The 22,834-nt window shown below is 38.9% G+C and carries 27 protein-coding genes, 1 riboswitch and 1 other annotated feature; of the genes, 18 read left to right on the top strand and 9 right to left on the bottom strand.

Features of this window, described 5'->3' with window-relative positions; genetic code table 11:
* Window positions 1-135: 135 nt before the first annotated feature.
* The 4 genes from ACTQZM_RS09510 to ACTQZM_RS09525 all read right to left on the bottom strand — a co-directional run bounded on the left by ACTQZM_RS09510 (window position 136) and on the right by ACTQZM_RS09525 (window position 3,026).
* Window positions 136-1,383, bottom strand: a complete 1,248-nt coding sequence (locus tag ACTQZM_RS09510; protein ID WP_441653616.1) for a glutamate-5-semialdehyde dehydrogenase — start codon at window positions 1,381-1,383, stop codon at window positions 136-138.
* Between the two features lie 15 nt (window positions 1,384-1,398).
* Window positions 1,399-2,202, bottom strand: coding sequence for a glutamate 5-kinase (gene proB / locus ACTQZM_RS09515; RefSeq protein WP_347709014.1), 804 nt, complete (start codon window positions 2,200-2,202; stop codon window positions 1,399-1,401).
* Window positions 2,203-2,335: 133 nt separating this feature from the next.
* Window positions 2,336-2,503, bottom strand: coding sequence for a hypothetical protein (locus tag ACTQZM_RS09520; RefSeq protein ID WP_441653617.1), 168 nt, complete (start codon window positions 2,501-2,503; stop codon window positions 2,336-2,338).
* Between the two features lie 250 nt (window positions 2,504-2,753).
* Window positions 2,754-3,026 (bottom strand): hypothetical protein, encoded by a 273-nt coding sequence (locus ACTQZM_RS09525; protein ID WP_441653618.1) that lies wholly within the window; start codon window positions 3,024-3,026, stop codon window positions 2,754-2,756.
* A 222-nt stretch (window positions 3,027-3,248) separates the two neighbouring features.
* On the opposite strand from ACTQZM_RS09525, the gene ACTQZM_RS09530 reads away from it, so the two are divergent.
* From ACTQZM_RS09530 to ACTQZM_RS09545, 4 genes are all read left to right on the top strand, one after another.
* Window positions 3,249-3,770: a dUTP pyrophosphatase gene (locus ACTQZM_RS09530; RefSeq protein ID WP_441653631.1), complete on the top strand. Its 522-nt coding sequence runs from the start codon at window positions 3,249-3,251 to the stop codon at window positions 3,768-3,770.
* A 12-nt stretch (window positions 3,771-3,782) separates the two neighbouring features.
* Window positions 3,783-5,153, top strand: coding sequence for a DNA repair protein RadA (gene radA / locus ACTQZM_RS09535; RefSeq protein WP_441653619.1), 1,371 nt, complete (start codon window positions 3,783-3,785; stop codon window positions 5,151-5,153).
* A 333-nt stretch (window positions 5,154-5,486) separates the two neighbouring features.
* Window positions 5,487-6,593 (top strand): PIN/TRAM domain-containing protein, encoded by a 1,107-nt coding sequence (locus ACTQZM_RS09540; RefSeq protein ID WP_243198017.1) that lies wholly within the window; start codon window positions 5,487-5,489, stop codon window positions 6,591-6,593.
* 43 nt (window positions 6,594-6,636) lie between these two features.
* Window positions 6,637-7,194, top strand: coding sequence for a dTDP-4-dehydrorhamnose 3,5-epimerase family protein (locus ACTQZM_RS09545; RefSeq protein ID WP_441653620.1), 558 nt, complete (start codon window positions 6,637-6,639; stop codon window positions 7,192-7,194).
* A gap of 135 nt (window positions 7,195-7,329) precedes the next feature.
* Here the strand turns inward: ACTQZM_RS09545 and ACTQZM_RS09550 are convergent, their stop codons facing one another.
* Complete coding sequence (locus ACTQZM_RS09550; RefSeq protein ID WP_441653632.1) at window positions 7,330-7,548, bottom strand: winged helix-turn-helix transcriptional regulator; 219 nt, start codon at window positions 7,546-7,548, stop codon at window positions 7,330-7,332.
* 107 nt (window positions 7,549-7,655) lie between these two features.
* Window positions 7,656-9,200, bottom strand: a complete 1,545-nt coding sequence (locus tag ACTQZM_RS09555; RefSeq protein ID WP_441653621.1) for an RNA-binding domain-containing protein — start codon at window positions 9,198-9,200, stop codon at window positions 7,656-7,658.
* Between the two features lie 224 nt (window positions 9,201-9,424).
* Between ACTQZM_RS09555 and ACTQZM_RS09560 the strand changes: the two genes are divergently transcribed.
* The 9 genes from ACTQZM_RS09560 to ACTQZM_RS09600 all read left to right on the top strand — a co-directional run bounded on the left by ACTQZM_RS09560 (window position 9,425) and on the right by ACTQZM_RS09600 (window position 16,814).
* Window positions 9,425-9,694, top strand: a complete 270-nt coding sequence (locus ACTQZM_RS09560; protein ID WP_441653622.1) for a hypothetical protein — start codon at window positions 9,425-9,427, stop codon at window positions 9,692-9,694.
* A 74-nt stretch (window positions 9,695-9,768) separates the two neighbouring features.
* Window positions 9,769-10,239 carry a GNAT family N-acetyltransferase gene (locus ACTQZM_RS09565; protein ID WP_441653633.1) on the top strand — a complete coding sequence of 157 codons (471 nt, stop codon included), beginning with the start codon at window positions 9,769-9,771 and terminating at the stop codon, window positions 10,237-10,239.
* 94 nt (window positions 10,240-10,333) lie between these two features.
* The gene (gene gltX, locus ACTQZM_RS09570; RefSeq protein WP_243192492.1) at window positions 10,334-11,791 is read left to right on the top strand and encodes a glutamate--tRNA ligase; all 1,458 of its coding nucleotides are present in this window, start codon (window positions 10,334-10,336) and stop codon (window positions 11,789-11,791) included.
* Between the two features lie 2 nt (window positions 11,792-11,793).
* Window positions 11,794-11,993: a binding site (T-box leader), on the top strand.
* 435 nt (window positions 11,994-12,428) lie between these two features.
* On the top strand, window positions 12,429-12,962 hold the full coding sequence (epsC, locus tag ACTQZM_RS09575) for a serine O-acetyltransferase EpsC (protein ID WP_047338896.1): 534 nt from the start codon (window positions 12,429-12,431) through the stop codon (window positions 12,960-12,962).
* Entirely contained in the window at window positions 12,955-14,361 is a 1,407-nt protein-coding gene (cysS, locus tag ACTQZM_RS09580; RefSeq protein ID WP_441653623.1) for a cysteine--tRNA ligase, read from the top strand. Before epsC ends, cysS begins: the two co-directional genes overlap by 8 nt.
* Window positions 14,361-14,753: a Mini-ribonuclease 3 gene (locus ACTQZM_RS09585; protein WP_113784856.1), complete on the top strand. Its 393-nt coding sequence runs from the start codon at window positions 14,361-14,363 to the stop codon at window positions 14,751-14,753. The genes cysS and ACTQZM_RS09585 overlap by 1 nt, the downstream gene beginning before the upstream one ends.
* On the top strand, window positions 14,750-15,553 hold the full coding sequence (gene rlmB, locus ACTQZM_RS09590) for a 23S rRNA (guanosine(2251)-2'-O)-methyltransferase RlmB (RefSeq protein ID WP_171300825.1): 804 nt from the start codon (window positions 14,750-14,752) through the stop codon (window positions 15,551-15,553). The genes ACTQZM_RS09585 and rlmB overlap by 4 nt, the downstream gene beginning before the upstream one ends.
* 3 nt (window positions 15,554-15,556) lie before the next feature.
* On the top strand, window positions 15,557-16,093 hold the full coding sequence (locus ACTQZM_RS09595) for an NYN domain-containing protein (RefSeq protein ID WP_441653624.1): 537 nt from the start codon (window positions 15,557-15,559) through the stop codon (window positions 16,091-16,093).
* 151 nt (window positions 16,094-16,244) lie between these two features.
* Window positions 16,245-16,814, top strand: coding sequence for a sigma-70 family RNA polymerase sigma factor (locus ACTQZM_RS09600; protein WP_441653625.1), 570 nt, complete (start codon window positions 16,245-16,247; stop codon window positions 16,812-16,814).
* A 217-nt stretch (window positions 16,815-17,031) separates the two neighbouring features.
* On the opposite strand, the gene pgmB is transcribed toward ACTQZM_RS09600, so the two are convergent.
* Complete coding sequence (gene pgmB / locus ACTQZM_RS09605; protein ID WP_281955972.1) at window positions 17,032-17,682, bottom strand: beta-phosphoglucomutase; 651 nt, start codon at window positions 17,680-17,682, stop codon at window positions 17,032-17,034.
* 151 nt (window positions 17,683-17,833) lie between these two features.
* On the opposite strand from pgmB, the gene ACTQZM_RS09610 reads away from it, so the two are divergent.
* Both ACTQZM_RS09610 and thiT read left to right on the top strand, forming a co-directional pair.
* Window positions 17,834-18,043: a hypothetical protein gene (locus ACTQZM_RS09610; RefSeq protein WP_441653626.1), complete on the top strand. Its 210-nt coding sequence runs from the start codon at window positions 17,834-17,836 to the stop codon at window positions 18,041-18,043.
* Between the two features lie 108 nt (window positions 18,044-18,151).
* Window positions 18,152-18,252: riboswitch (TPP riboswitch) on the top strand.
* A 55-nt stretch (window positions 18,253-18,307) separates the two neighbouring features.
* Window positions 18,308-18,892, top strand: coding sequence for an energy-coupled thiamine transporter ThiT (gene thiT, locus ACTQZM_RS09615; protein WP_171300828.1), 585 nt, complete (start codon window positions 18,308-18,310; stop codon window positions 18,890-18,892).
* 68 nt (window positions 18,893-18,960) lie between these two features.
* On the opposite strand, the gene ACTQZM_RS09620 is transcribed toward thiT, so the two are convergent.
* Window positions 18,961-19,917 (bottom strand): biotin--[acetyl-CoA-carboxylase] ligase, encoded by a 957-nt coding sequence (locus ACTQZM_RS09620; protein WP_441653627.1) that lies wholly within the window; start codon window positions 19,915-19,917, stop codon window positions 18,961-18,963.
* Window positions 19,918-20,449: 532 nt separating this feature from the next.
* On the opposite strand from ACTQZM_RS09620, the gene ACTQZM_RS09625 reads away from it, so the two are divergent.
* The 3 genes from ACTQZM_RS09625 to ACTQZM_RS09635 all read left to right on the top strand — a co-directional run bounded on the left by ACTQZM_RS09625 (window position 20,450) and on the right by ACTQZM_RS09635 (window position 22,562).
* Window positions 20,450-21,367 carry a helix-turn-helix domain-containing protein gene (locus tag ACTQZM_RS09625; RefSeq protein ID WP_441653628.1) on the top strand — a complete coding sequence of 306 codons (918 nt, stop codon included), beginning with the start codon at window positions 20,450-20,452 and terminating at the stop codon, window positions 21,365-21,367.
* Window positions 21,368-21,454: 87 nt separating this feature from the next.
* On the top strand, window positions 21,455-22,162 hold the full coding sequence (locus ACTQZM_RS09630) for a hypothetical protein (RefSeq protein ID WP_441653629.1): 708 nt from the start codon (window positions 21,455-21,457) through the stop codon (window positions 22,160-22,162).
* A gap of 157 nt (window positions 22,163-22,319) precedes the next feature.
* Entirely contained in the window at window positions 22,320-22,562 is a 243-nt protein-coding gene (locus ACTQZM_RS09635; protein ID WP_016250406.1) for a Veg family protein, read from the top strand.
* Between the two features lie 39 nt (window positions 22,563-22,601).
* Here the strand turns inward: ACTQZM_RS09635 and ACTQZM_RS09640 are convergent.
* Window positions 22,602-22,834: hypothetical protein (locus tag ACTQZM_RS09640; protein ID WP_441653630.1), on the bottom strand; the 233-nt coding region annotated here is incomplete at its 5' end.

The raw sequence follows: 22,834 nt of genomic DNA on the forward strand, positions 1-22,834 counted from the left end.
GTTAGGATGGATGAGTCCTGTTCAATATAGGCTCCATCTTTTAGCTGCATAATGAAAACGAGACGACCGGAGTCGTCTCGTAAAAAAGTCTAACTTTTTGGGGTCACCTCATTTTGACAACCCTCTTTTTTATGCTTAATTTCTCACTTGACCTTGACCGTAGATGATGTATTTAATCGAGGTAAGTGCGTCTAATCCCATGGGTCCTCGTGCGTGAAGTTTTTGTGTAGAGATACCGATTTCCGCACCAAAACCAAAGACAAAGCCATCTGTAAAGCGGGTAGAGGCATTGACATAGACCGCCGCAGCATCGACTTCATTTAAGAATTTTTGAGCGGCACTATAATTTTCAGTCACAATGGCTTCAGAGTGCTTGGTGTTGTATTGGTTGATATGGCTGATTGCTTCTTCAAGAGAATCGACTACCTTAATGGCTAAAATATAGTCCAAAAATTCAGTTTCCCAATCCGTTTGGGTCGCTTCACTAGCTTGTGTGAGGTAGGCGAGGGCTTTTTGGTCGGCACGAATTTCGACATTTTTTGCTAATAATTCTTTTTCCAAAATAGGTAAGACTTCTGGTGCGACATCTTTGTGGACCAATAAAGTTTCAATCGCATTACATACGGATGGACGTTGTGTTTTCGCGTTCATGGTAATCTTCACCGCCATCTCCAAGTTCGCATCTTTATCAATGTAAACGTGATTATTCCCAGTTCCCGTTTCAATTACAGGGACCGTCGCATGGTTTTTCACGTTTTGAATCAGACCAGCGCCCCCACGTGGAATTAAGACATCTAGATAGTCATTGAGGCGCATCATCTCTTGTACGACTTCCCGAGAGATATCATCCACAAACTGAATCGCCCCAGGATGAATGTCGTTTTGTGCTAAGACTGCTTGCATGATTTCCACCAATAACTGATTAGAGTAGAAGGCTTCTTTTCCTCCACGCAAGATGACCGCATTGCCCGTTTTAAAGCACAGACTCGCCGCATCGGTTGTTACATTTGGACGAGATTCATATATCATGCCGACCACACCTAGGGGCACGCGTTTGGCACCAATCATGAGTTCATCGGCATTTTGCCACATTTTATCGACATTGCCAATTGGATCGGGTAAAGTTGCAACTTGGCGAATTCCGTTAGCCATCTCATGAATACGCGCTTCATCTAATCTCAAACGGTCCTTCATCGTTTCTTTAATCCCGTAATCATCGGCTTTGGCTAAGTCTTTTTGGTTCGCGGCGATGATTTTTTGGGTGTTTGCTTCCAGTGCCTCAGCCATTTGGTTTAAAATTTGATTTTTCGTTTTGGTCGAAAGCAGACTGAGTTGACTGGTGCTTGCTTTAGCGGTTTGTCCTAACGTTTGAATATCTGTCATCAAATCTCCTCCTCATTAGTTATTTTTCATAAATAATGTTCCAATCGGTGCACCCTCAATAATGTCAAAAATGATTTTCGGCTGTTTTCCGTTGGCTAAAACCATGGCTAAATCATGGTCTAAAATACGTTTGGCCGCTTTGAGTTTACTTGCCATACCGCCTGTGCCAAATTGACTGCCCTTGCCACCGGCTTGCTGGGTGATTTCCGGCGTGATTTCGCTGATATGGTGGTGCAAGGTAGCCTCAGGATTGGTGTTTGGATTATCGGAGTAAAAACCATCAATATCTGATAGCATCACTAATAGGTCCGCTTGAGTTAATTGTGCGACAATGGCAGACAGTTGGTCATTATCGCCAAATTTCGTCAAGTGATCCAATTCATCGACCGAAACGGTGTCATTTTCATTGATAATCGGAATAATCTTCATCTGCAAAAGTTGTTCTAAGGTGTTGGTAACATTTTTGCGGCTTTCCGGGTATTCAATCACATCGCGTGTAAGTAAGACTTGGCCAGCTAACTTGCCATAACTTGCGAGACGTTGGGAGTAAATATTCATCAAAGTGGCTTGCCCGAGACTGGCGACGGCTTGTTGCTCAGGAATCGTGCTAGGTCGCGTCTTTAACTGCAGCTGATTCATTCCGACACCAATCGCACCAGAAGTAACGAGGAGGACTTCTTTTCCTTGGTTGCTCAAATCAGCTAAGACAAAGGCCAACGCATCAATACTAGATAAATTAATATTGCCATTTGGATAAATCAGTGAACTTGTTCCTATCTTAATGACAATTCGCTTGCTATTTTTTAACTTTTCTCGAATCATTTCGTAATCTTTCCTTTATTATTGATTGTATCCATTTTACGCTAAATTCGCCCATTCGTCATGCATTTTTTGCAAATTGTTGAAAAAAAGCAGATACCCAATCAATTAGGAATCTGCTAAATACGTTTATTTAAGATTGGTAGTCAATGCCAAAGATACAATGATCATACATAAAACGAAGCAGCTGTCTTTCTTGACTAGCCTGGTCGCTGTGGTAGTAATTGGATAGATATTCATTGAAAGTGATAAAATCAGCTTCAGGAATGGATAATAGTCCCACGCCATATTTGTACATCAACGCATTGGCTGAAATCAGTGCGCATCTTTATTTCCATCCCAAAAGATTTGATTTTTGCTCATATACAGAAATAATCGTAGGGCTTTTTCGGTGATAGAATAATCGCTATCTAATAATTTTTGAAAATCAGATTGGATAGTTGCTTCATCTTTCAATTTAGGGATATATTTTCCTTGTAATGTGCTGACCTCGACTCCTCCATTGCGAATTCGTCCCGGAAATAAGGCATCTTCACTAGCAACAATTGCGTTTATTTTTTTGCTTTTTCCAGTAAAGGTTCATCCGTCGCTTTTAGCACATACTCAAAGCCGCGTTTTAAATGAATGATGGTGAGGACTTCATCCATAGCGACATCTTTTGCCCGATTATATTTGATGATTTGTTTGATTTGTAAAGGAGTGGCTTTTAGATTTTCAAACTTTCCAGCCTGATAAATCCAAGTGACAAGATTTTTTTTGAGCAACAATCGCAATTCGTGCAAAGAAAGATGATACTTATCTATCAGCTTGTCGTTTGGATTCATTTTGATACTCCTTTTTCGTCTTTTTCTCCATTTTAATTGTCATACAATCAAAAAGCAATCTGCAATCAAGCCTTGTCATTTTATCCAAAAATGCGCCATTCATTTGAGCAATTTTATACAAATTTAAAATTATCCATAAAAATAGAAGCGTTTTAGCGATAAATTGCCGCCGATATGTTAAAATATACTTATTCAATGATTATTTAAAAGGAGGTCCTTACGATTAGCAAGCGAGGATTTGAAATTATCACAAAGTATCAAGACCAAGGCCTACATTTACCAGTCCGGGCGACCCATCAAGCTGCTGGTTATGATTTTGAAGCGGCTGAAGATGTAGTGATTCCTAGCATTTGGAAAAGTGGCGCTGGCTTGATGACCATTAAAAACTTACTATTTGATGCTCAAAAAGCCCAACAAACACTCAAACCAACCCTAGTGCCAACGGGGATTAAAGCTTATATGCAGACAGATGAATTTTTACAACTGGCCAATCGTTCTAGCAATCCGTTGAAGCGCTTTTTGTTATTGGCCAACGGGGTGGGGGTCATTGATGCAGATTATTATAACAATCCTGACAACGAAGGCCATATCATGTTTCAATTTGTGAATTTTGGTGTGACAGATGTGACAATCAAAAAAGGAGAACGCATCGGTCAAGGGATTTTCCTACCATTTTTAAAAGCCGACCAAGATGAAACGATGAGTACGCGCACCGGTGGATTTGGTTCTTCTAATCAAGAGTAAAGGTGGATTTCAGTGGCAAAAAAAGCAAAAACACAATTTGAGTGTCAACATTGTGGCTATATTTCCCCACGTTATTTAGGGAAATGTCCGAATTGTAATAGTTGGAACTCGATGATGGAAGTCAAAATCGAAAATACCACCGATGTCCGTCAAGCCGTTTCGTTTACCGGAATCAAGAGCCAACCAACCAAAATTACCGAAGTGGTGCCGAAAAAAACACCGCGCGTTCAAACAGAAATTGGTGAGTTGAATCGCGTGCTAGGTGGCGGCGTGGTGCCAGGTTCCTTGATTTTACTAGGAGGCGATCCGGGTATTGGCAAGTCAACACTGTTATTACAAGTGTCTGAGCAGCTAACCAAAGCCCACGGGAAAGTCTTGTACGTCTCAGGGGAAGAAAGTGCCGAGCAAATCAAGATGCGTGCGGAACGTTTAGGGGTCTTGCATGAGTCCTTTTATGTCTATGCGGAAAATGATATGGAGGCCATTCGTCAAGCCATCGAACAACTTTCACCTGATTATGTGATTATTGATTCGATTCAAACCATGATTCAGCCAAGCATTTCTTCTGTGGCGGGGAGTGTCAGTCAGGTTCGCGAAACCACCGCTGAGTTGATGCGCATTGCTAAGAGTAATCAGATTGCTATTTTTATCGTCGGTCATGTGACAAAAGAAGGGGCACTAGCAGGTCCTAGAATGTTAGAACATATGGTTGATACCGTGTTGTATTTTGAAGGAGAACGCCAACAGTCCTTTAGAATTTTGCGTGCGGTGAAAAATCGTTTCGGTTCGACCAATGAAATCGGCATTTTCGAGATGCATGAAGACGGCTTACATGAAGTCATCAATCCTTCGCAAGTCTTTTTAGAAGAACGTCTGCAAGGAGCGACGGGTTCGGCAATCGTGGTGACGATGGAAGGAACGCGCCCATTATTAGTGGAGATTCAAGCTTTGATTACACCCACCATGTTTGGAAATGCCAAGCGTACCACGACAGGTCTGGACTTTAATCGGGGATCTTTAATTATGGCGGTCTTGGAAAAGCGTGCCGGAATGTTATTGCAAAATCAAGATGCCTATTTAAAAGCAGCCGGTGGTGTGAAGCTAAATGAGCCAGCAATCGATTTAGCCATTGCGGTGAGTATTGCCTCTAGTTACAAGGAAAAAGGCACTCAGGCAACGGATTGTTTTATCGGTGAAATTGGCTTGACCGGGGAAATCAGACGCGTCAATGCCATCGAACAACGCATCAAAGAAGTGCAAAAGTTAGGCTTTAAACGGGTATTTGTACCTAAAAATAATTTAGCTAATTTAGAAATTCCAGCGGGTATTGAAGTTATCGGTGTTTCTACTTTGGCTGAAACGATGAAAAAAGTCTTTGGCTAAGAATAAGGATGTGAGGTAGCTTGGTCAGACATGAGAAAATTCGTGTTTACCCACCGATGAGAAAATCAGTCAGAATTAAAGATTTTCCTAATCGGCGGGGCGAATTTTCAAAATGTCTAGCTACCGAACACAGATTACACCAAGGATGCTTGGCGGGGCGGTCAGCTACGAGCAGATAAGTTCCGAATTGGCGGAAAAGAGCGATGGATGTAGGACTTTTCCAGCCAAGGCGGCTTATATGCAAACGTAGCTCCCCACCAAGCACAGATTAGACTAAGGATGCTTGGCTTATGCTGAGTGTCCGCAAAATAGTTGAACAAAGGAGATTAAAGTATGCAGCGACGAATTATTAATATTTTATTCGTGCTTGCTGGAACGACACTAGGGATTTCCTTACTGCCTTATGCCTGGCAAGCATTACAACAAGAGAAGAATATGATGTTGAATAACAATGTGACTAACGGCTTAATCGGAGCAATTATTTTCTTTATTTTATCATTATTATTAGCCGACAGCATTGCAACAGGAATTCTAAAAATTGAAAAAAAACTGAGCGAATTCAGCTTGATGTACCTATTATTTGGCACCCTTGGTACGATTATCGGTCTGGTTTTAGGGGCGATTTTGTCCATTCCTCTTTATAACTGGAATATTCCGTTCGTAACAGGTTTTATGCCAGTTATTTTGATGGTGATTTTTGGTTATTTTGGTTTTCGTATCGGCACGACGCGAATTGAGGAGTGGAAAAAGTTACTCAATATTAAGACCAAAAAGTCTGAAAACAAAGTGGAACAACAGATGCTTGATCGTAAAATTGAAGACCATTTCCACAAGTATAAGATTTTAGATACGAGTGTGATTATTGATGGTCGGATTTACGATATTGCCAAATCTGGATTTTTAGAAGGTGTTTTGCTGATTCCTAATTTCGTGTTATATGAGTTACAATATATTGCGGATTCAGGAGACAGTTTGAAGCGAGTGCGTGGCCGCCGGGGCTTAGATATTTTAAATGCTTTACAAAAAGAAGAAGACATTGCCGTTGAGATGTACGAGGGCGATTTTGAAGAGATTTCTGAAGTTGACAGCAAGTTAATCAAGCTAGCAAAATTATTGGATGGTATCGTGGTCACCAATGATTTTAATTTAAATAAAGTTTCAGAATTTCAAAATGTCCCTGTGTTGAATATCAATGAATTAGCCAATGCGGTCAAACCTGTCGTGATTCCAGGAGAAACGATGGAAGTCCAAGTGGTCAAAGCCGGGACCGAGCGTCAACAAGGGGTCGCTTATCTTGATGATGGTACGATGGTCGTGGTAGAAGACGGTCAACATTATATGAATGAACGCTTAGAAGTGGTGGTCACCTCTGCTTTACAAACGGCAGCTGGCCGCATGATTTTTGCCAAACCTTCCCATTCAAGACGCGGCATTAACTAAATGAAAATATAGAAGCTATTTTAAAAAAATTTGGAGTGATTAGATGTTTGAATTGAAAGATTGTACGGTGGAAGAATCTAAAATTGCTGGTTTGAAGATTATTCGTTCTAAAACGGTGACTGATGATCGAGGAACGGTGCGTGAATTATATCGTGGTAGTTTATATACAACTTTTTTACCTAACACACTTTCTTCTTGGCAACAGATTAATTTAACTAGAACGAAAAAAGGGGCTGTTCGTGGGCTACATGGTGAGGCAATGGCAAAACTAGTTACTATCGCTTTTGGTTCGGCTTTTGGTGTGTATGTAGATACGCGACTAGATAGTCCAACCAGGGGAGAAGTTGTGACAGTGGATTTAAAACCAGGTGTGCAAGTTTTTGTCCCTCAAGGTGTTTGCAATGGATTCCAAGCTTTGGAAGATACGGAATATTTGTATTTCTTTGATAACGAATGGCAGCCAGGAATGTCGGGTGTCGCTCTTACACCACTAGATGCAGCTTTAAATATTCGTTGGCCAATTCCAATTGATGCACAAAATCGCGAACAAATTTCTGAAAAAGATAGTAAGGCGCCTACGTTAAAAGAAGTGCTGGGATAAGTATTTGTTAGAAGCTATTTTTCTCTCAATCAAACAGAGAAAAATAGCTTTTTTTACGCTTAGGAATGTGAGGCAGCTTTGGGAGATATAAGTGGATAAGATTTTTCTAGCTTATTTCCATCTAGCCTCTTTTTATCAAACTTTTGATTTTTGGCTTTCCATATGTTTTTTCCAAAAATCAAACAGTTCCCCCATTGTACCTACCAAGTCTTTTCCTAGATCAGTTAAATGATAAGTAACAGAAGGTGGAACAGTCTGATAGTCATGACGATAAACTAAAGCATCTCCTAGAAGAGAAAGAAGAGATGATTCAATTTCAAACTCAGTATTGTTCAGATTTGAAGCAAATACAATTTTAAAGCCTCATTATACCTTCTTTCTCTATGAAAAGAGCAGCTAACTTTTCGATTAACTGCTCAGGATTTCATTTTATCACAACTATTTATTCTGATTAAAGGTTCTTATTTTAACACTATCCAAACACCCGACTTAGTTGAGCCTTTTCTGGTGATTCTTCCCCTTTCTTTTAGAAGATTAATATTGTACTTCACTCCACTAATTGAAGATCCAATCCTTTCTGCGAGTTCCTTGATTGTAATATGAGGATTTGCACTCATCAAGTCAATAATTTGCTTACTCATGGAAGTTTCTTTTCCAATTTCTAGGCTAGTTTCTAGGCCAGTTTCTAGGCCAGTACTAGCCAAGAAATGCTCCTTTAAGAATTCAGGCTGAATATAAATAATTGCATTTGTATAATTTCCTAAATCGTCATTTGGTAAAAAGACAATTTCAGGGGAAAGATTGGCTTCCATGGCTTCTTTTGCCCTTCTGATTCCAGAACCATATGATTCAATCAAATCTAAAGCATAAAACATATCTTTTAATTCTTTATTCAGGTACTGTCTTTTATCAAAACTTCTCTCCTTATTCAAGGCCTCGATTGTAACCGGAGGAAGTGGACGGTTGGGATTTACAAAAGAGATTCTATCTTTATAAACATAGATTCCAACATATTCATTCTCATCGTACTCTTTGTGTAAAATAGCATTTGTTGCTAATTCTTCAAACGCTGAAACAGGATAGTTATAGATGATCTTATGTTCCATGCGATCTGGATAACGTAAAGTATAAGAACGCATGATATTGTCTTGAAAATAGCGAACAATCTGCTTTGCTTGTAACCATACTGGAGCATCGAATGTTGTTCTCTCCATCTTGTCTGTTCCATCAATTTCACGAATGATTTCTACTTGCGCATTGGGAATAAAGCGATTTGGTTTTTCACAAAACATCAAAACAGCAAAGTTTTTTGCTCTAAACCCACCATATTCACTTTCATCAATTAATCCTAATGCCTTTGCCATTTCTAATTTAGAAAGATTTCTAAGATCCTCTTTGGCTTCTGTCAGAGTAAGATATTCTTTCATATATTCATAGCTCAAATCATCAAGCGTAGCTGTTTTATTTAAACTTGAACTGAAATTAAAATTCGCAAATTTCTTTAATAGCTCAAATTCTTCTGTAGTATTGGGCAGCTTTGAATCTCTTGAAACTCGAATATATCTTCCAGATTTAAGCCCAATCTCCTTATTCTTTTCAGCTTTCTCGGTCGTTTGACATGGTCCTTTTACGCTTGGCTCAACAGCAATGACAATATAGTATTCATCATCAATCATATCTTGAACAAGCTGATAGCTAATTTTAGGCGTGATATAGGAAAGTAATGATTTAAGCTGATTTTCAATACTCTCAATCATTGCTTCTTTAATGCCGGAGATTGGACGCTTTGGGATTGCCTTTTCTTTTGTTTCTTTATCATCCACTTCCTCTACACCAATAAAAATCAGTCCAATCTCATTATTCATGTAATTGTTTGCAAAAGCACATGCTGTTTTTAAGATTTTATCTTTAAAGTGAGCTGATTTCTTATATTCGATATAGCTATTTTCAAGCACCCGTTTTTCTAAAATATCATGAGCCATCCTCTGTATATCAGAACGCTGCATTATAGTTCACCTCACCTTTATATTTTTGTTTAATTATAACATTTCTTTGTATCTATTGCTATTTTTTTCACAATAACGAAGGGTTGTTGTGAAAGTGAAAATCAAAAATATAACAAGGAAAAAATCGTAAAAATATTGACACATACTTGTTTTGGATAATGATTGGAAAAAGTGCATAAAAATGATAGGATAGATACAAAGCTTTTACGAAAGAAGTCTTAGTCATGATAGAAAAACTTTGCTATGTATGCATGATAGTACTGCTAATCATCCTACAATTGATGCAGGTTCTCCCAATCGCCGGTTTTTTCCTGGCTTTTGGTGTTTTAGCACTTATCTTAGCCATGCGCATCGGTATTTTCCATCAAACGCAATTGGCATTACTCGTGAATGAAAACATGCCGGCCCAACTTCAGCAACAGCGCAGGAAGCAAACAGCTATTTTGGCACTGTTACTGGCTGTTCTCTTTTTTGTGCTAGCTTATATTATCTAAAATGTTTCACGTGGAACAATTAAAACAATCGATACGCACTAAGACATCACAAAAAATGAAAAGGAATCATGAGCATACAAATATTTGAACTAGACCAGCGTGATACGTACCTTCAACCCATTGTTCAATTATGGGAGGCAAATGTGAAGGTTACGCATACTTTTTTAACGAAAGAAGCAATTCAAAACATTAAACAATATGTCCCTCAAGCTGTAGAACATGTGCAGCACCTTTGTATTGCATTATCCGAAAAAGGGGAACTACTCGGTTTTATCGGTGTTGCAGATCAGCGTTTGGAAATGTTGTTTATTCAAGTCAATGCGCGCGGTCAAGGCATCGGCAAACAGTTGCTAAGGTATGCGATAAAAAACTTTGCCGTCAAGGAATTAACCGTTAATGAACAAAACCCACAGGCAATTGGTTTTTATGAACATCTTGGCTTTGTAACCTATAAGCGCACCGACCTAGACGAAGAGGGGCAGCCTTATCCATTGTTATACATGAAACTTGCAACAAACCATGAAAACGAGCGCCATTTCTCGTAATTTTCACTTTACTATTTTCACGTTTGGGGGTACAATTTTAGCTGTATACTAAATTGAAACTTGTATAAAAATTTTTGTAAAGGATGAACAGAATATGTCAAAAATACGCGTAAGATATGCTCCAAGTCCAACTGGGCATCTACACATTGGGAATGCTCGTACTGCGTTATTTAACTATCTGTATGCACGTCACAATGGCGGCGACTTCATTATCCGTATTGAAGACACAGATTTAAAACGCAATATCGCGGATGGAGAAAAGAGCCAATTAGAAAACTTAGACTGGTTAGGAATGAACTGGGATGAGTCTGCTCAAAAACCAGGGAAAGTAGGTCCTTACCGTCAATCTGAGCGTAAAGAAATCTATCAACCTTTAATTGACCAACTACTTGCTAGCAACTTGGCTTACAAATGCTATTGTACGGAAGAAGAGCTAGAAGCTGAACGTGAAGCTCAACGTGCACGCGGCGAAATCCCTCGCTATGCTGGCACTTGTGCACACTTAACACCAGAAGAACAAGCGCAAAAAGAAGCACAAGGCATCAAACCAGTGATTCGTTTCCGTGTACCAAAAAATCGTGAATACCGTTTTGATGATATCGTAAAAGGTGAAATCGTCTTTGAATCAGACAATGTTGGTGGCGATTTTGTTATTCAAAAACGTGATGGCATGCCAACTTATAACTTTGCCGTGGCAGTCGATGATCACATGATGGGCATCACACATGTATTACGTGGCGATGACCATATTGCCAACACACCAAAACAATTGATGATTTACGAAGCATTTGGTTGGAAACCACCAAAATTCGGTCATATGACACTCATCATCAATAGCGAAACCGGTAAAAAATTAAGTAAACGTGACGAAACAATTCTACAATTTATCGAACAATATCGTGATTTAGGTTACCTACCAGAAGCGATGTTTAACTTTATCGCGCTTTTAGGTTGGTCTCCAGTGGGCGAAGACGAAATCTTTAGCCAAGAACAATTAATCGAAATGTTTGATCCAAATCGTTTGAGTAAGTCACCAGCGGCTTTTGATGCGAAGAAATTAGAATGGATTAACAACCAATACATGAAGAAAATGGATCTTGACCGTTTAACTGAAATGTGTGTTCCATTCTTGCAAAAAGCTGGCCGTATTAAAGAAGAGCTATCAGCTGAAGATTTAGCTTGGGTGAAACAATTAGTCGCTTTATATCAACCACAAATGAGCTATGCAGCCCAAATCGTGGAAGTTTCTGAATTATTCTTCATCGAACACCCTGTTTTAGATGAGGCAGCAAAAGAAGTGCTAGCAGGTGAAACAGTCCCAACTGTCTTAGCCGCCTTCAAAGCACAATTAGAAGCGATGGAAGAAGTAACAAGTGACAATGTTCGCGCAGCTATCAAAGCCGTCCAAAAAGAAACTGGCGTCAAAGGTAAGAACTTATTCATGCCAATTCGTGTCGCTGTTTCTGGACAAATGCACGGACCAGAATTACCAGACACTGTGGCTTTATTAGGTAAAGAAAAAGCCTTAAATCATTTAAATCAAGTCTTATAATCTCAAACACGAAGAACAGGCGAAGTAATCTGTAGCGTTTTAAAGAGAGGTTGCGGTTGGTGGAAGCAATCAAACAAGCAGATGAAATGCACCTGGGAGTGGTTTTAGCCCAAACTAAAAACGGTAAAATAGACCGTTATCTATTTAAGGCAGAAAATTTCTGTGAATAAAAGTGGAACCACGCCAAACAAGCGTCTTTTAACCAAACAAAACGGTTAAAAGACGCTTATTTAATTATAAGGATGTGAAGCGGGTCGGTCAGCTCCAAGCAGCTAAGGTTTCCGGGATGTCAGGAAAATCCATTATATCTTAAGATTTTCCTAGACAGGCCGGCTTAGATGCACAGGAGCTACCCGCTGAACACAGATTAAAACAAGGATGTGAGGTAGCTTGCTCAGACATGAGAAAATTCGTGTGCTTACCTACCGCTGAGAAAATCGGATGAAAGGAGATTTTCACAAGCGGGAGGGCGAATTTTCAAAATGTCTAGCTACCGAACACAGATTACACCAAGGATGTGAGGCGACTCAATCAGCCACGAGCGGAATGTTATTTTTTTAGCTCCTTGTTTGTTGTCGCGTTTCATGAAGAAGAGATACATAAAATAGTTGAAAAAATAAAAGAAAGAAGGGATTCTATGGGATGGATGAAAGAAGCGATTGCCGCAACCAAGCGTAATGATCCTGCTGCGCGTACTACTTTGGAAATTGTCCTGACTTATCCAGGATTTCATGCGTTATTTTGGCATCGGTGGGAACACTTCTTATACCGTCACCATCTTTATCTATTAGCCCGTATGCATGCTCAGATGACACGCTTTTTTACCGGAATCGAAATTCATCCTGGTGCTGTCATTGGCAAAGGCGTATTTATCGATCACGGCATGGGCGTAGTAATCGGTGAAACAGCAGAAGTCGGCGATAATGTGACGCTCTTTCACGGAGTCACACTTGGCGGTACGGGTAAAGACTGTGGGAAACGACATCCAACGGTCAAGGATGGTGCATTGATATCTGCCCATGCGCAAATTTTAGGCCCCGTCGTGATTGGTGAAAATAGTAAAATCGGTGCTTCATCAGTCGTTTTACAAGATATTCCAGCCAATGCCACCGCGGTTGGTGCACCAGCCAAAATAGTTCGATTAAATGGAAAGAAGGTAGCTCATGATTAAAATATATAACACATTAACGAGACAAAAAGAAACGTTTAAACCAATAGAAGCTGGCAAGGTCAAGATGTATGTCTGCGGTCCAACCGTTTATAATTACATTCATATCGGAAACGCCCGCAGCAGTATCGCTTTTGATACGATTCGCCGTTATTTTGAATATCGCGGTTATGAAGTCAATTATGTATCCAATTTTACCGATGTGGACGATAAAATTATTAAAGCAGCCAAAGAAATGCAAATCACTGCACCTGAAGTGGCCCAACGCTTTATCGATGCCTTCAAAGCCGATACTCATGCGCTAAATATCAAAGAAGCAACCTTGAATCCACGCGTTATGGATCACATTGAAGATATTATTGATTTTGTGCAAGTGTTGGTAGAAAAAGGCTATGCTTATGAATCGAATGGCGATGTGTATTACCGCACCCGCAAATTCAAAGACTATGGAAAATTAAGTGACCAATCCATCGATGAATTAGAAATCGGTGCTAGTCAACGTACCGGTAGTGAACAAGCCCAAAAAGAAGATCCACTTGACTTTGCGTTATGGAAAAAAGCCAAAGAAGGCGAAATTTCTTGGGATTCACCATGGGGGCAAGGTCGTCCTGGTTGGCATATCGAATGTTCTGTAATGGCGACCAAGCATTTAGGTGATACCATCGATATTCACGGGGGCGGCCAAGATTTGGAATTTCCACACCATGAAAATGAAATTGCCCAAAGTGAAGCGAAGACTGGCCATCCTTTTGCAAATTATTGGATGCATAATGGGTTTGTGACCGTTGGCGAAACGCAAGAAAAAATGAGTAAATCGCTTGGCAACTTTGTGACGGTTCATGAGATTATTCAAGAAATTGATCCACAAGTACTGCGCTTCTTCATGGCGACTACCCAATACCGTCGTCCAATCTGCTATAGTGAAAAAACATTACAAGAAGCAGAAAATAACTTACAAAAACTAAAAACAGCCTTGGAAAATGCGCAATTTAGATTAGATAATGCGAAAGATGAACTAGCTAACGATGCCATTCATTTAGATGAACTAGCGAAATTAGAAGATCAATTTGTTACTGAAATGGACGATGACTTCAATGCCGCCAATGGAATCACTGTGGCCTATGAATTGGCTAAGTGGTTGAACGTTTATGCGAATAATGAAGAAGTTTCAAAACCAGTACTCCAACAAGCAATCCAACAATTACAGGGGTGGTTAGGCGTTTTTGGTATTGAATTTAACCAAGAATTATTAGATGATGAAATCGAAAAATTAATTGAAGAACGCAATCAAGCACGGAAAGAACGCAACTTTGCCCGTAGTGATGAAATTCGCGATTTGCTCAAAGCACAAGGCATTATTTTAGAAGATACTGCCCAAGGAACGAGATGGAGAAAAGGCTAATGAAAGATTTTGAACAATTAAACGGCCTGGCTTTGGCGTATATGGGCGATGCGATTTATGAGGTGTATATCCGCGAGTACTTATTAAATCAAGGAAAGACGCGTCCCAATCAGTTGCACCATACTGCGACTAAATACGTTTCGGCTAAAGCGCAGGCAAAGTTGATGCAAGCCATGCTAGATGCTGAACTGTTGACCGAAAAAGAAGTCGATTTCTATCGTCGGGGGCGCAACAGCAAGAGTCATACCAGTGCAAAAAATGCCGATATCTTAACTTACCGCATCTCGACGGGGTTTGAAGCATTGATGGGCTATCTGTATTTAACCAAGCAAATAGAGCGAATGGAAGAACTCATCCAATGGTGTATTAGAAAAACAGGAGGCGAATCATGACGAAACCAAATAAAAAACGAAATCCATATCAAAAAAGAACGGAAAAAGTAAAACGCCAACCAAGTGAAAATCAAGGACTCGCCAGCGATGAATTTGTTTTTGGAATGCATGCTACTCTTGAGGCTATCCAGCAAGGTCGCGGCAACAAGCTATTTATCCAAGACAGTCTCAAAGGCGAAAAGGTCCAACAATTAAAAGACTTAGCCGCAGCCCAACACCTACCGATCAAATGGGTACCTAAAGCCAAACTCGATAGTCTAAGCAATCAAGCGGTCCATCAAGGGGTCGTATTAACCATTACGCCTTATGAATATCTTTCTTTAGCGCAATTACTGGACCAAACAAAGGAAAATCCATTTTTCTTAATTTTAGACAGCTTAGAAGATCCGCATAACTTTGGCTCTATTCTTAGAACGGCTGATGCGACTGGCGTGGATGGCGTGATTATTCCGAAACACCGCGCCGTTGGTATCACACCGATTGTGGTCAAGACTTCAACTGGGGCCGTCGAACATGTGCCAATCGCCCGCGTGACTAATCTTCAACAGACCATTAGCCAATTAAAAGAGCAAGGATTTTGGATTTTTGGGACCGATATGCAAGGCGTGAATTATCGGGATTGGAATGCTTCTGGTTCGGTGGCGCTAATCATTGGCAATGAAGGCAAAGGGATGGCCCCCGGATTGAAAAAAGAAGTCGATCAAATGTTGACGATACCGATGACGGGTCATGTGCAAAGTCTCAATGCCAGTGTCGCTGCGAGTCTCTTAATGTATGAAGCCTTCTTTAAGCGAGGATAAATGATGAAAAAACAATTATTGATTGTCGATGGGTATAATATGATTGGTGCTTGGCCAGAACTAGCCGTCTTAAAGAAACAAGACCGTTTAGAAGAAGCCCGCGAAGACTTGTTGAACCGCTTGTCTAACTATGCCAAATATGAAGGAATTCAAATCATGGTGGTCTTTGATGCGCAACTCGTTCCAGGCATTACCCAAAGCTATGAAAAATACCAACTTGAAGTGATTTTCACCCAAGAAGGCGAGACCGCAGATAGCTACATCGAACGCACAGCCGGTCAATTAAATAACTTATTAACGCAAGTAACCGTAGCCACGAGTGACTTAGCGGAACAGTGGGTCATTTTCTCACAAGGCGCGCTGAGAACTTCGGCCCATGAATTATACAAATCAGTGCAAAAGGTCGAAAAACAAATCCATCAGCACCAACAAGAAATTCATTACCAAGATTACCGCCGCAACTCACCTTGGAATGAAGATCAACTTGCCAAACTTGCGCAAAAACTAGCAGAATTAAGCAAACATGCGAAGGAAAAATGAGTATAAAAAGATATTACGATACGAATTTACCGCCGTTTTTGGTGGTAGATTCGTATTTTTTTGATTTACTGGCAAAAATTGAACACTTAAATGAGAAAAACGCTTTCGAAAATGTGTTAGGATAGACGGGGGGGATAGGAAAGGTGTGAGGATGCTGAAACCACTAAAAAAAATCGAAGCGATGAGTGATACCGAGCTTGCCAATCAGTTTGCTCGTTTTCGTCCTTTATTAAATCGTTATCGGCGCAAGTATTATTTTGTGGATTATGATAAGGAGGATATCGAACAAGAGGCTTGGATTGCCTTTGTTGAATCATATCGAACCTATAACCACCAACTAAATATTACTTTTGCGAGCTACTATAATAAGGTTTTGCGCAATCACCTCAATAGTGTCATCCGTTATCAAAACGCCTATAAAAGAACTAGTAATATTGATAAAGTCAGTTGGGATCTCATAGAAGAAGAGGCGAGTGATTATAACGTTCGGTTTGTGAATCAGCAGACACCAGTAGATGAAGTAATCAGTAAAGAGTTATTAAAGACTTTGTTGCTCAGTTTATCACAATTAGAGTTGACAGTTTTCAAAGAGCTACAGACAGGCAAGAGTATCCAAGAAATTGCGCAAATGATGCAGCAGCCAGAGAAAAAGGTGAAAAATGCGTATGACCGAATGATGAAAAAGAAGAATCTATTATTAGAATCAATGAAGGAAAGTTAGCTGAATTGCTTTCTGAGATTGAAGTCTTTTTGCATTATGCGCATAAATTGGCTAATAGTAAACGCTATTTAAAGCAAAATCATGAATGGTTCTAGCAAGTCAATGAGCGTTTTTTGGTGATTCAAGAGGCCATGCATAGTCTAAATATCGCACAGAAAAACTACCGCAAATAAAAATCCCATGAAGCTGTTCGAGACAGTCTCATGGGAATGCGTGTTTATAATTCGCTTAATTCTTTTGCTGTAATTTCAGTAAAGTGAGTGATGATTTTATCTGCACCATCTAAGGCTTCACCGGTAGAGACACCGACTGCATACATGCCAGCCCCTTTGATACCTTGGATTCCAGCTTGTGCATCTTCGAAACCGATTGCATCTCCTGGAGCCACATGGATTAATTCACACGCTTTGACAAAGATTTCAGGATCTGGTTTGCCTTTTGTCAAGGTTGCAGGATCGACAATGGCATCAAATTCATCAATGACACCTAATTTTTCTAGGATAAATGGGGCATTTTTAGAAGCTGAAGCAATCGCACAAGGAATACCTAGCGCTTGAGCTTGGTCTAAAAAGTCTTTCACACCAGGTAATAAATCTTCAGGTGTTAATTTTTGTAGTAAAGTCACATAATGTTGATTTTTCTTTGCGGCTAATGCTTCTTTTTGTTCAGCAGTAAAATCATTTTCGCGACCACCATGGATTAAGATTCGTTCAAGTGAATCCATGCGACTGATTCCTTTCAGTTGCTCATTAAATTGTAAATCAATCTCGATGCCTAATTCATGGCCTAATTCTTTCCAAGCGATATAGTGGAATTTTGCAGTATCGGTAATCACACCATCTAAATCAAATACAAAACCTTTTTTCATGGTTCATCCTCTTTTCGTATTATTTGTCTTTATTATAGCAACCGGTTGCGTTAAAGTCAAAAGGAAAATGAAAGAACGTAAAATATCTTGTACGAGCCATCTTGTAGTGCTAGACTATGGTCAAAATAATACCTAACGAGGAGTGGGTAGTATGTATCAAGAACAAACGAAGACTTTTCATTGTGATATTTGTAAAAAGCAAATCCAAGCTTATGAGGTGTGTTGGACCAAATGGCAATTTCCACCTAAGATAATCGAAGCCCAAGACATGCCCCTCAAAGCATTAGCCTATCAAAAGGCAAAAATAATTTGTGAGGATTGTCAGTCAAAAGTTTTTGTGAAAGAGTATCAGTCATTATAGTTACTGAGTGGCCTTTTATTTTTCAAATTTCACAAAAAATATAAGTGCTTTACTTGTGCTTTAGATTTTTTGTGTTATGATAGAGATGTAACAAAAATTAAATAGAATCCACTCACAAAGGGGAGCCAATTTGGCTGAGATTGAGGAAACTCTAAACCCTTCGTACCTGTATCGGTTATGCGAGCGTAGGAATTGTGAAGCATGAGAAGAGCGACAACTTCTCCTTTGTGAATTGTGATGATTCTAAAGGAGGAGTTTTTTTGTATGAATAAAAGGACAGAAATATTGTTAGAAGGTGTGATTATGGCAGCTTTGGCGATGGCGTTACACTTTGTACCATTGAACATTGGGCCAAGTTTCACCTTAAGTTTGGGCCAAATTCCGATGACCTTATTTGCGTTACGTCGAGGATTAAAGCCGGCTTTGTATGCTAGCTTTATCTGGGCGATGCTTTACTTTGTTACAGGTGCAGCGGCCTCAGGTATTTTGACACCAATTCAAGGTTTCATTGAGTACCCTGTTGCCTTTACTTGTGTCGGTTTTGCAGGTATTTGTCATGATTCAATGATGGATGCTTTGGACAATCATAAGGACAATAAAGCACGCTTAGTTATCATCGAAGCCTCATTAGTTGGGGTATTTGCTCGTTTCTTCTGGCATTTTATTGCTGGTGGGATTTTCTGGGGAGCCTATGCACCAAAAGGAATGAACCCATGGATTTATTCTATTGTAATGAATGGCATTAGCGCCTTAGCTTCTGGTGCAGCGGCGATTGCTGTATTATTATTGCTTTATGCTGTAGCACCAAGTATCTACCGAATGTCTTTACACCGTACTTCTAAAGTTTAATGATAAGCGATTCTTCTAGTCAAAAAAAGCCGTTCATCCAATGGTTGGGTGAGCGGCTTTTTGGCCAGTTAATTTTCGATTTGGCTGAGGCTAATTTCCCCAGAGGATAGCACCATTTCCTGTCCGTTACAATTGACGACTAATTCGCCCTGGTCGGTAATGGCACAGGCTTTTCCACTATAATTTTGCCCATTTTGACTAAAGTGGACGATTTTACCTAGGACATAAGACTTCTCGCGGTAGATTTTGAGATAATCTTGACTAGGTAGGGCAGCGATTAAATCAAAGAAATTTTGCCAGATTAACTGAATCAATTCATTACGGGTAATATCTGGATTTTTTTCATATAAGGCACGAATCTTCGGCTGTAACTCTACTGGAATCTGACTCGGATCAATGCAAAAGTTGAGCCCAATACCGATAATGACATGGTTGATGCGTTGGGTTTCAAAATCACTCATCGCTTCAGTTAGGATGCCACAGACTTTTTTGCCTTCAATATAGATGTCATTGACCCACTTGATTTGCGTATTCAGACCGGTTAATTGCTCGATTGCCTGACTGACCGCCACCGCAGAGAGTACGGTATATTGTGGCAATTCTTGAAAGTGTTGGTTAGGTGAAAGCAAGAGACTCATATAGATTTGGCCTTTAGGTGAAAAGAATGATCGTCCAAAGCGGCCATGTCCTTGTGTTTGCTCCTCCGCGACAAAAAGGGCGAAATCAGTTTGCTTACTTATCGCGGCTTGTTTGGCTTGATGCATGGTCGAATCCACACTTTCGCTATAGTAGATTGCGCTATCTGGTAGATAAGGATTGCTCAGTTCGGCTGTTTCAATGACATCGCTAGCTAATAACCGATAGCCTGTTTTTTGATGTTCGATATGATAGCCCTGCTTTTCCAATTCACGGATAGCCTTCCAAATCGCAGTTCTAGACACGCCAATCTTTTGCGCCAAGTTTTCACCAGAGATAATTTCTTCATGTGCTTTTAAGTAAGATAAAACTTTTTCTTTTGTATTCATACATATAACCTCGGATGTTAGATAAGTTCATTGTAACATAAAAGCAGTGGATTGTGGGTGTGGTTGTTTTATCTAAGTAAAGGTTAAAATAATGTTATTTATCAATTGTGTCATAAAAATCATTTATTTAATAATCTTGATGTCGGAAAATACAGCTTTAAATCTTGTTGAATTATTGTTGTTAATCAAGAAAATGAATATTTTGTATAAAAAACATGTATAAACTCTTTAGAAAATATAGTAAGAATATTATAAATAAAAAATCGCTATGATATATAGGTTTATTGTGATGTTATTTTATATTTTAAGTGATATGTTTAAGATGAATATTGGAAAAGATATTTAGATAATTGACCCAAATTAGAAAAAGTGAATAAAGGATTTGAGATATGTCGTATGAATTATCATGTGTTATTAAAAAAAATTATATTTCCCTGATTTATATATTTTTTTAAATGTTAGTTTTTATATATAGATGGGGGAAACATATATGAAAGGAAGGCTGGGTGTAGAATCTAGCTAAAAGGAAAATATGTTTCAAATTTTTTTGAATAAACAAAGGCTAAAATTATACGAAAGTTTACAAAAATTACCCCAAAAACAATATTTAAGTTATAAAGAAATAAGTAAGGAAACTGGGATAAGAAAAAAAGTAATCCAACAATTTTTTTTATTATGTGACGCCACACTTATTGAATACACTATGGAAATAGATAACCAGGGAATTAGTTATAAAGGAAATGATGATTTGTATCCATGGTGTGTATTTCAAGTTTTATTATACGATAATTTGGCGTTTCAACTACTCTTTCAATTATTGAGCGGCGATTCTTTTAGCTATGATGAATTAATTCACCAGTATTTTTACAGCAAATCTACATTAAAAAGAAAATTAAAGCAGGTTGAAACATGGTTGCATCCATTTCATATTTCTTTAAAGCATCAAGGTTCTGTGAAAGTAGAAGGTGATAGGTACCAGTTAGAATGGCTTAGAGCATGGATATCTCTAATTTCCAAACCTGAAAGCAATCCTATTTTACTTGGTGAGACACGGATATATGAACAAAGTGAGGCTTATCATTTGAATTTTCAATTATCACCAAGAGGAAAAGTCTTTTTACTGAAACAAATCATTGGCTTAGAGCAGTTAGTACTTGACGTCCAAAATAAAAAGCAATTGGAAAAGAGACTAAGCCATTTAGAAGACACCTATCCGCTGAGAATTATTCAAAAAGAGCGATGTTGTCAGTTGTTATGTCGCATTTACTTATATCAAAAATATGTATCAATATATAATTTGAATTCTGATCAGCCTGTTTCCGAAAATTGTAGTATGGGTTGGGATTATTTGTCTAAAGAATTTTCAGAATTGCATTTTTTAGAAAAAAATAATAAAGGATTGGCAAGGTATTTTCAATGTTTACTAATGAATTGTATTGTTATGGAATGAAAAGTTGTTTGTTTCACAAGTATTGAATACTCCGGTTATTTTCGTTATAATGATTGGCAGTTTAGCAAATGAATATTAGGGGTAAAAATGAAAGATGAACGATTGAAAGTTGAAAAGCAGCTATCTTTGGCAAAGGTAATGGATAGGCTTGAAAGAAGTGTGTCTATTGAAAATATTGTAAACGGATTCTATATTAATGGCTGTGCGTTTTCAGAGGATGATGGAGAAATGCTGGCAGTAATTGGGCTATCCATTCAAGGTGTATCTTATACAGTGTTGCTATCTGAAAAGTATGTCAGTTATCTTCGTATAGGTATAGATTTATTTTTTACACAATTGATTACGGCAGACTATTACTTAACTAGAAAAGAACAGCAAGAAATTTTTAGCCAGATGTTTAAAATACGTCTTTGTTCCGTTCCAGTCATAACCAGAGATTTAGTGCTTATTTCGGTAGTGTCGCATAAAGATTATAGTATCTGGGTGAATCCAAAAGTCATTGATCATTTATCACAAAATGGTATCCAGTTGTCAAATAACAAATGTCAATTAGATACGCAATTTAATCGAAAAAAACTGATCAAATATGGCTATTTTGCGTATCTCGGGCAAGCAATCCTCAAGCGTGATTTGGATTCTGAGAAGGTGTATCAAAAATGCCATAGTTATGAGACCTTTTTAGAGATACCGAAGACTTACTACAATCTAAAAGTAATCGAAAAGCTAAAGGAACAGACCTTTCATCTACAGCGGGGGAATTTCTTGCGTGAGTGGGTGAAATATCTACCTTTTTAACTTAAGTTGCCAACAAGGATTTCGTTAAACCGCATTCATCATTTTCTTCATTAAATCTCTTTCATTTTCTAATATTCTTAGTTGAAATTTGAATTTGAACGTGGTAATATTGATTATTTTATCTATTTGTGTTACAATGGAGCTCGAGGTGAATGCGATGACAGCAACGGTAGCCAGCATTAAAAAAGATCTTCAAGCACATATTGGTAGCCAGATTCAAGTGGTCGTTCAGATAGGTCGTAAGCGTCAAAGCAAGCGTAAAGGGATTTTGACACAGACTTATCCAGCAGTTTTTGTCGTGGATTTAGATCCTGAGGAAAATGCTTTTGAACGCGTGTCTTATAGCTACTCTGATATTTTGACGAAGACGGTAGAAATAGAGTATCTACCAGCCATTTAGTAACAACACTAAATATCATAGAACCAACATGGCTCTTTGTCAACTAGTGTTGTTGGCAATTAAGTCGATGGGAGAGAAAGTTATTTTTTCGATGACTTTCTCTCCTGTTTTTATTTTCTTTTTCAATTGACGCTTTTTGTCAAACAGGATGCTAAGCGTGCAAGGGGCTGACCCATTAGTCCCTTTTGAATCCAAAAATCGAAGGCACCCGTGAAAGATGCCTTCGATTTTTGGATTTTTTGGATGAAATATAGAGGATTTTCCCCCTATAT

Source organism: Enterococcus cecorum (assembly GCF_052119425.1).
Classification (GTDB): Bacteria; Bacillota; Bacilli; order Lactobacillales; family Enterococcaceae; genus Enterococcus_E; species Enterococcus_E cecorum_C.

Excerpts from the sequence above, each read along its gene's own strand:
- ACTQZM_RS09630 (WP_441653629.1), top strand. The coding sequence starts at position 21,455 with ATGAAAGATGAACGATTGAAAGTTGAAAAGCAGCTATCTTTGGCAAAG.
- epsC (WP_047338896.1), top strand. The coding sequence starts at position 12,429 with ATGGGATGGATGAAAGAAGCGATTGCCGCAACCAAGCGTAATGATCCT.
- ACTQZM_RS09610 (WP_441653626.1), top strand. The coding sequence starts at position 17,834 with ATGTATCAAGAACAAACGAAGACTTTTCATTGTGATATTTGTAAAAAG.
- ACTQZM_RS09600 (WP_441653625.1), top strand. The coding sequence starts at position 16,245 with ATGCTGAAACCACTAAAAAAAATCGAAGCGATGAGTGATACCGAGCTT.
- ACTQZM_RS09585 (WP_113784856.1), top strand. The coding sequence starts at position 14,361 with ATGAAAGATTTTGAACAATTAAACGGCCTGGCTTTGGCGTATATGGGC.
- thiT (WP_171300828.1), top strand. The coding sequence starts at position 18,308 with ATGAATAAAAGGACAGAAATATTGTTAGAAGGTGTGATTATGGCAGCT.
- ACTQZM_RS09620 (WP_441653627.1), bottom strand. The coding sequence starts at position 19,917 with ATGAATACAAAAGAAAAAGTTTTATCTTACTTAAAAGCACATGAAGAA.
- cysS (WP_441653623.1), top strand. The coding sequence starts at position 12,955 with ATGATTAAAATATATAACACATTAACGAGACAAAAAGAAACGTTTAAA.
- ACTQZM_RS09525 (WP_441653618.1), bottom strand. The coding sequence starts at position 3,026 with ATGAATCCAAACGACAAGCTGATAGATAAGTATCATCTTTCTTTGCAC.
- ACTQZM_RS09555 (WP_441653621.1), bottom strand. The coding sequence starts at position 9,200 with ATGCAGCGTTCTGATATACAGAGGATGGCTCATGATATTTTAGAAAAA.
- gltX (WP_243192492.1), top strand. The coding sequence starts at position 10,334 with ATGTCAAAAATACGCGTAAGATATGCTCCAAGTCCAACTGGGCATCTA.
- ACTQZM_RS09510 (WP_441653616.1), bottom strand. The coding sequence starts at position 1,383 with ATGACAGATATTCAAACGTTAGGACAAACCGCTAAAGCAAGCACCAGT.
- ACTQZM_RS09595 (WP_441653624.1), top strand. The coding sequence starts at position 15,557 with ATGAAAAAACAATTATTGATTGTCGATGGGTATAATATGATTGGTGCT.
- pgmB (WP_281955972.1), bottom strand. The coding sequence starts at position 17,682 with ATGAAAAAAGGTTTTGTATTTGATTTAGATGGTGTGATTACCGATACT.
- ACTQZM_RS09540 (WP_243198017.1), top strand. The coding sequence starts at position 5,487 with ATGCAGCGACGAATTATTAATATTTTATTCGTGCTTGCTGGAACGACA.
- ACTQZM_RS09545 (WP_441653620.1), top strand. The coding sequence starts at position 6,637 with ATGTTTGAATTGAAAGATTGTACGGTGGAAGAATCTAAAATTGCTGGT.
- ACTQZM_RS09625 (WP_441653628.1), top strand. The coding sequence starts at position 20,450 with ATGTTTCAAATTTTTTTGAATAAACAAAGGCTAAAATTATACGAAAGT.
- ACTQZM_RS09560 (WP_441653622.1), top strand. The coding sequence starts at position 9,425 with ATGATAGAAAAACTTTGCTATGTATGCATGATAGTACTGCTAATCATC.
- ACTQZM_RS09635 (WP_016250406.1), top strand. The coding sequence starts at position 22,320 with ATGACAGCAACGGTAGCCAGCATTAAAAAAGATCTTCAAGCACATATT.
- rlmB (WP_171300825.1), top strand. The coding sequence starts at position 14,750 with ATGACGAAACCAAATAAAAAACGAAATCCATATCAAAAAAGAACGGAA.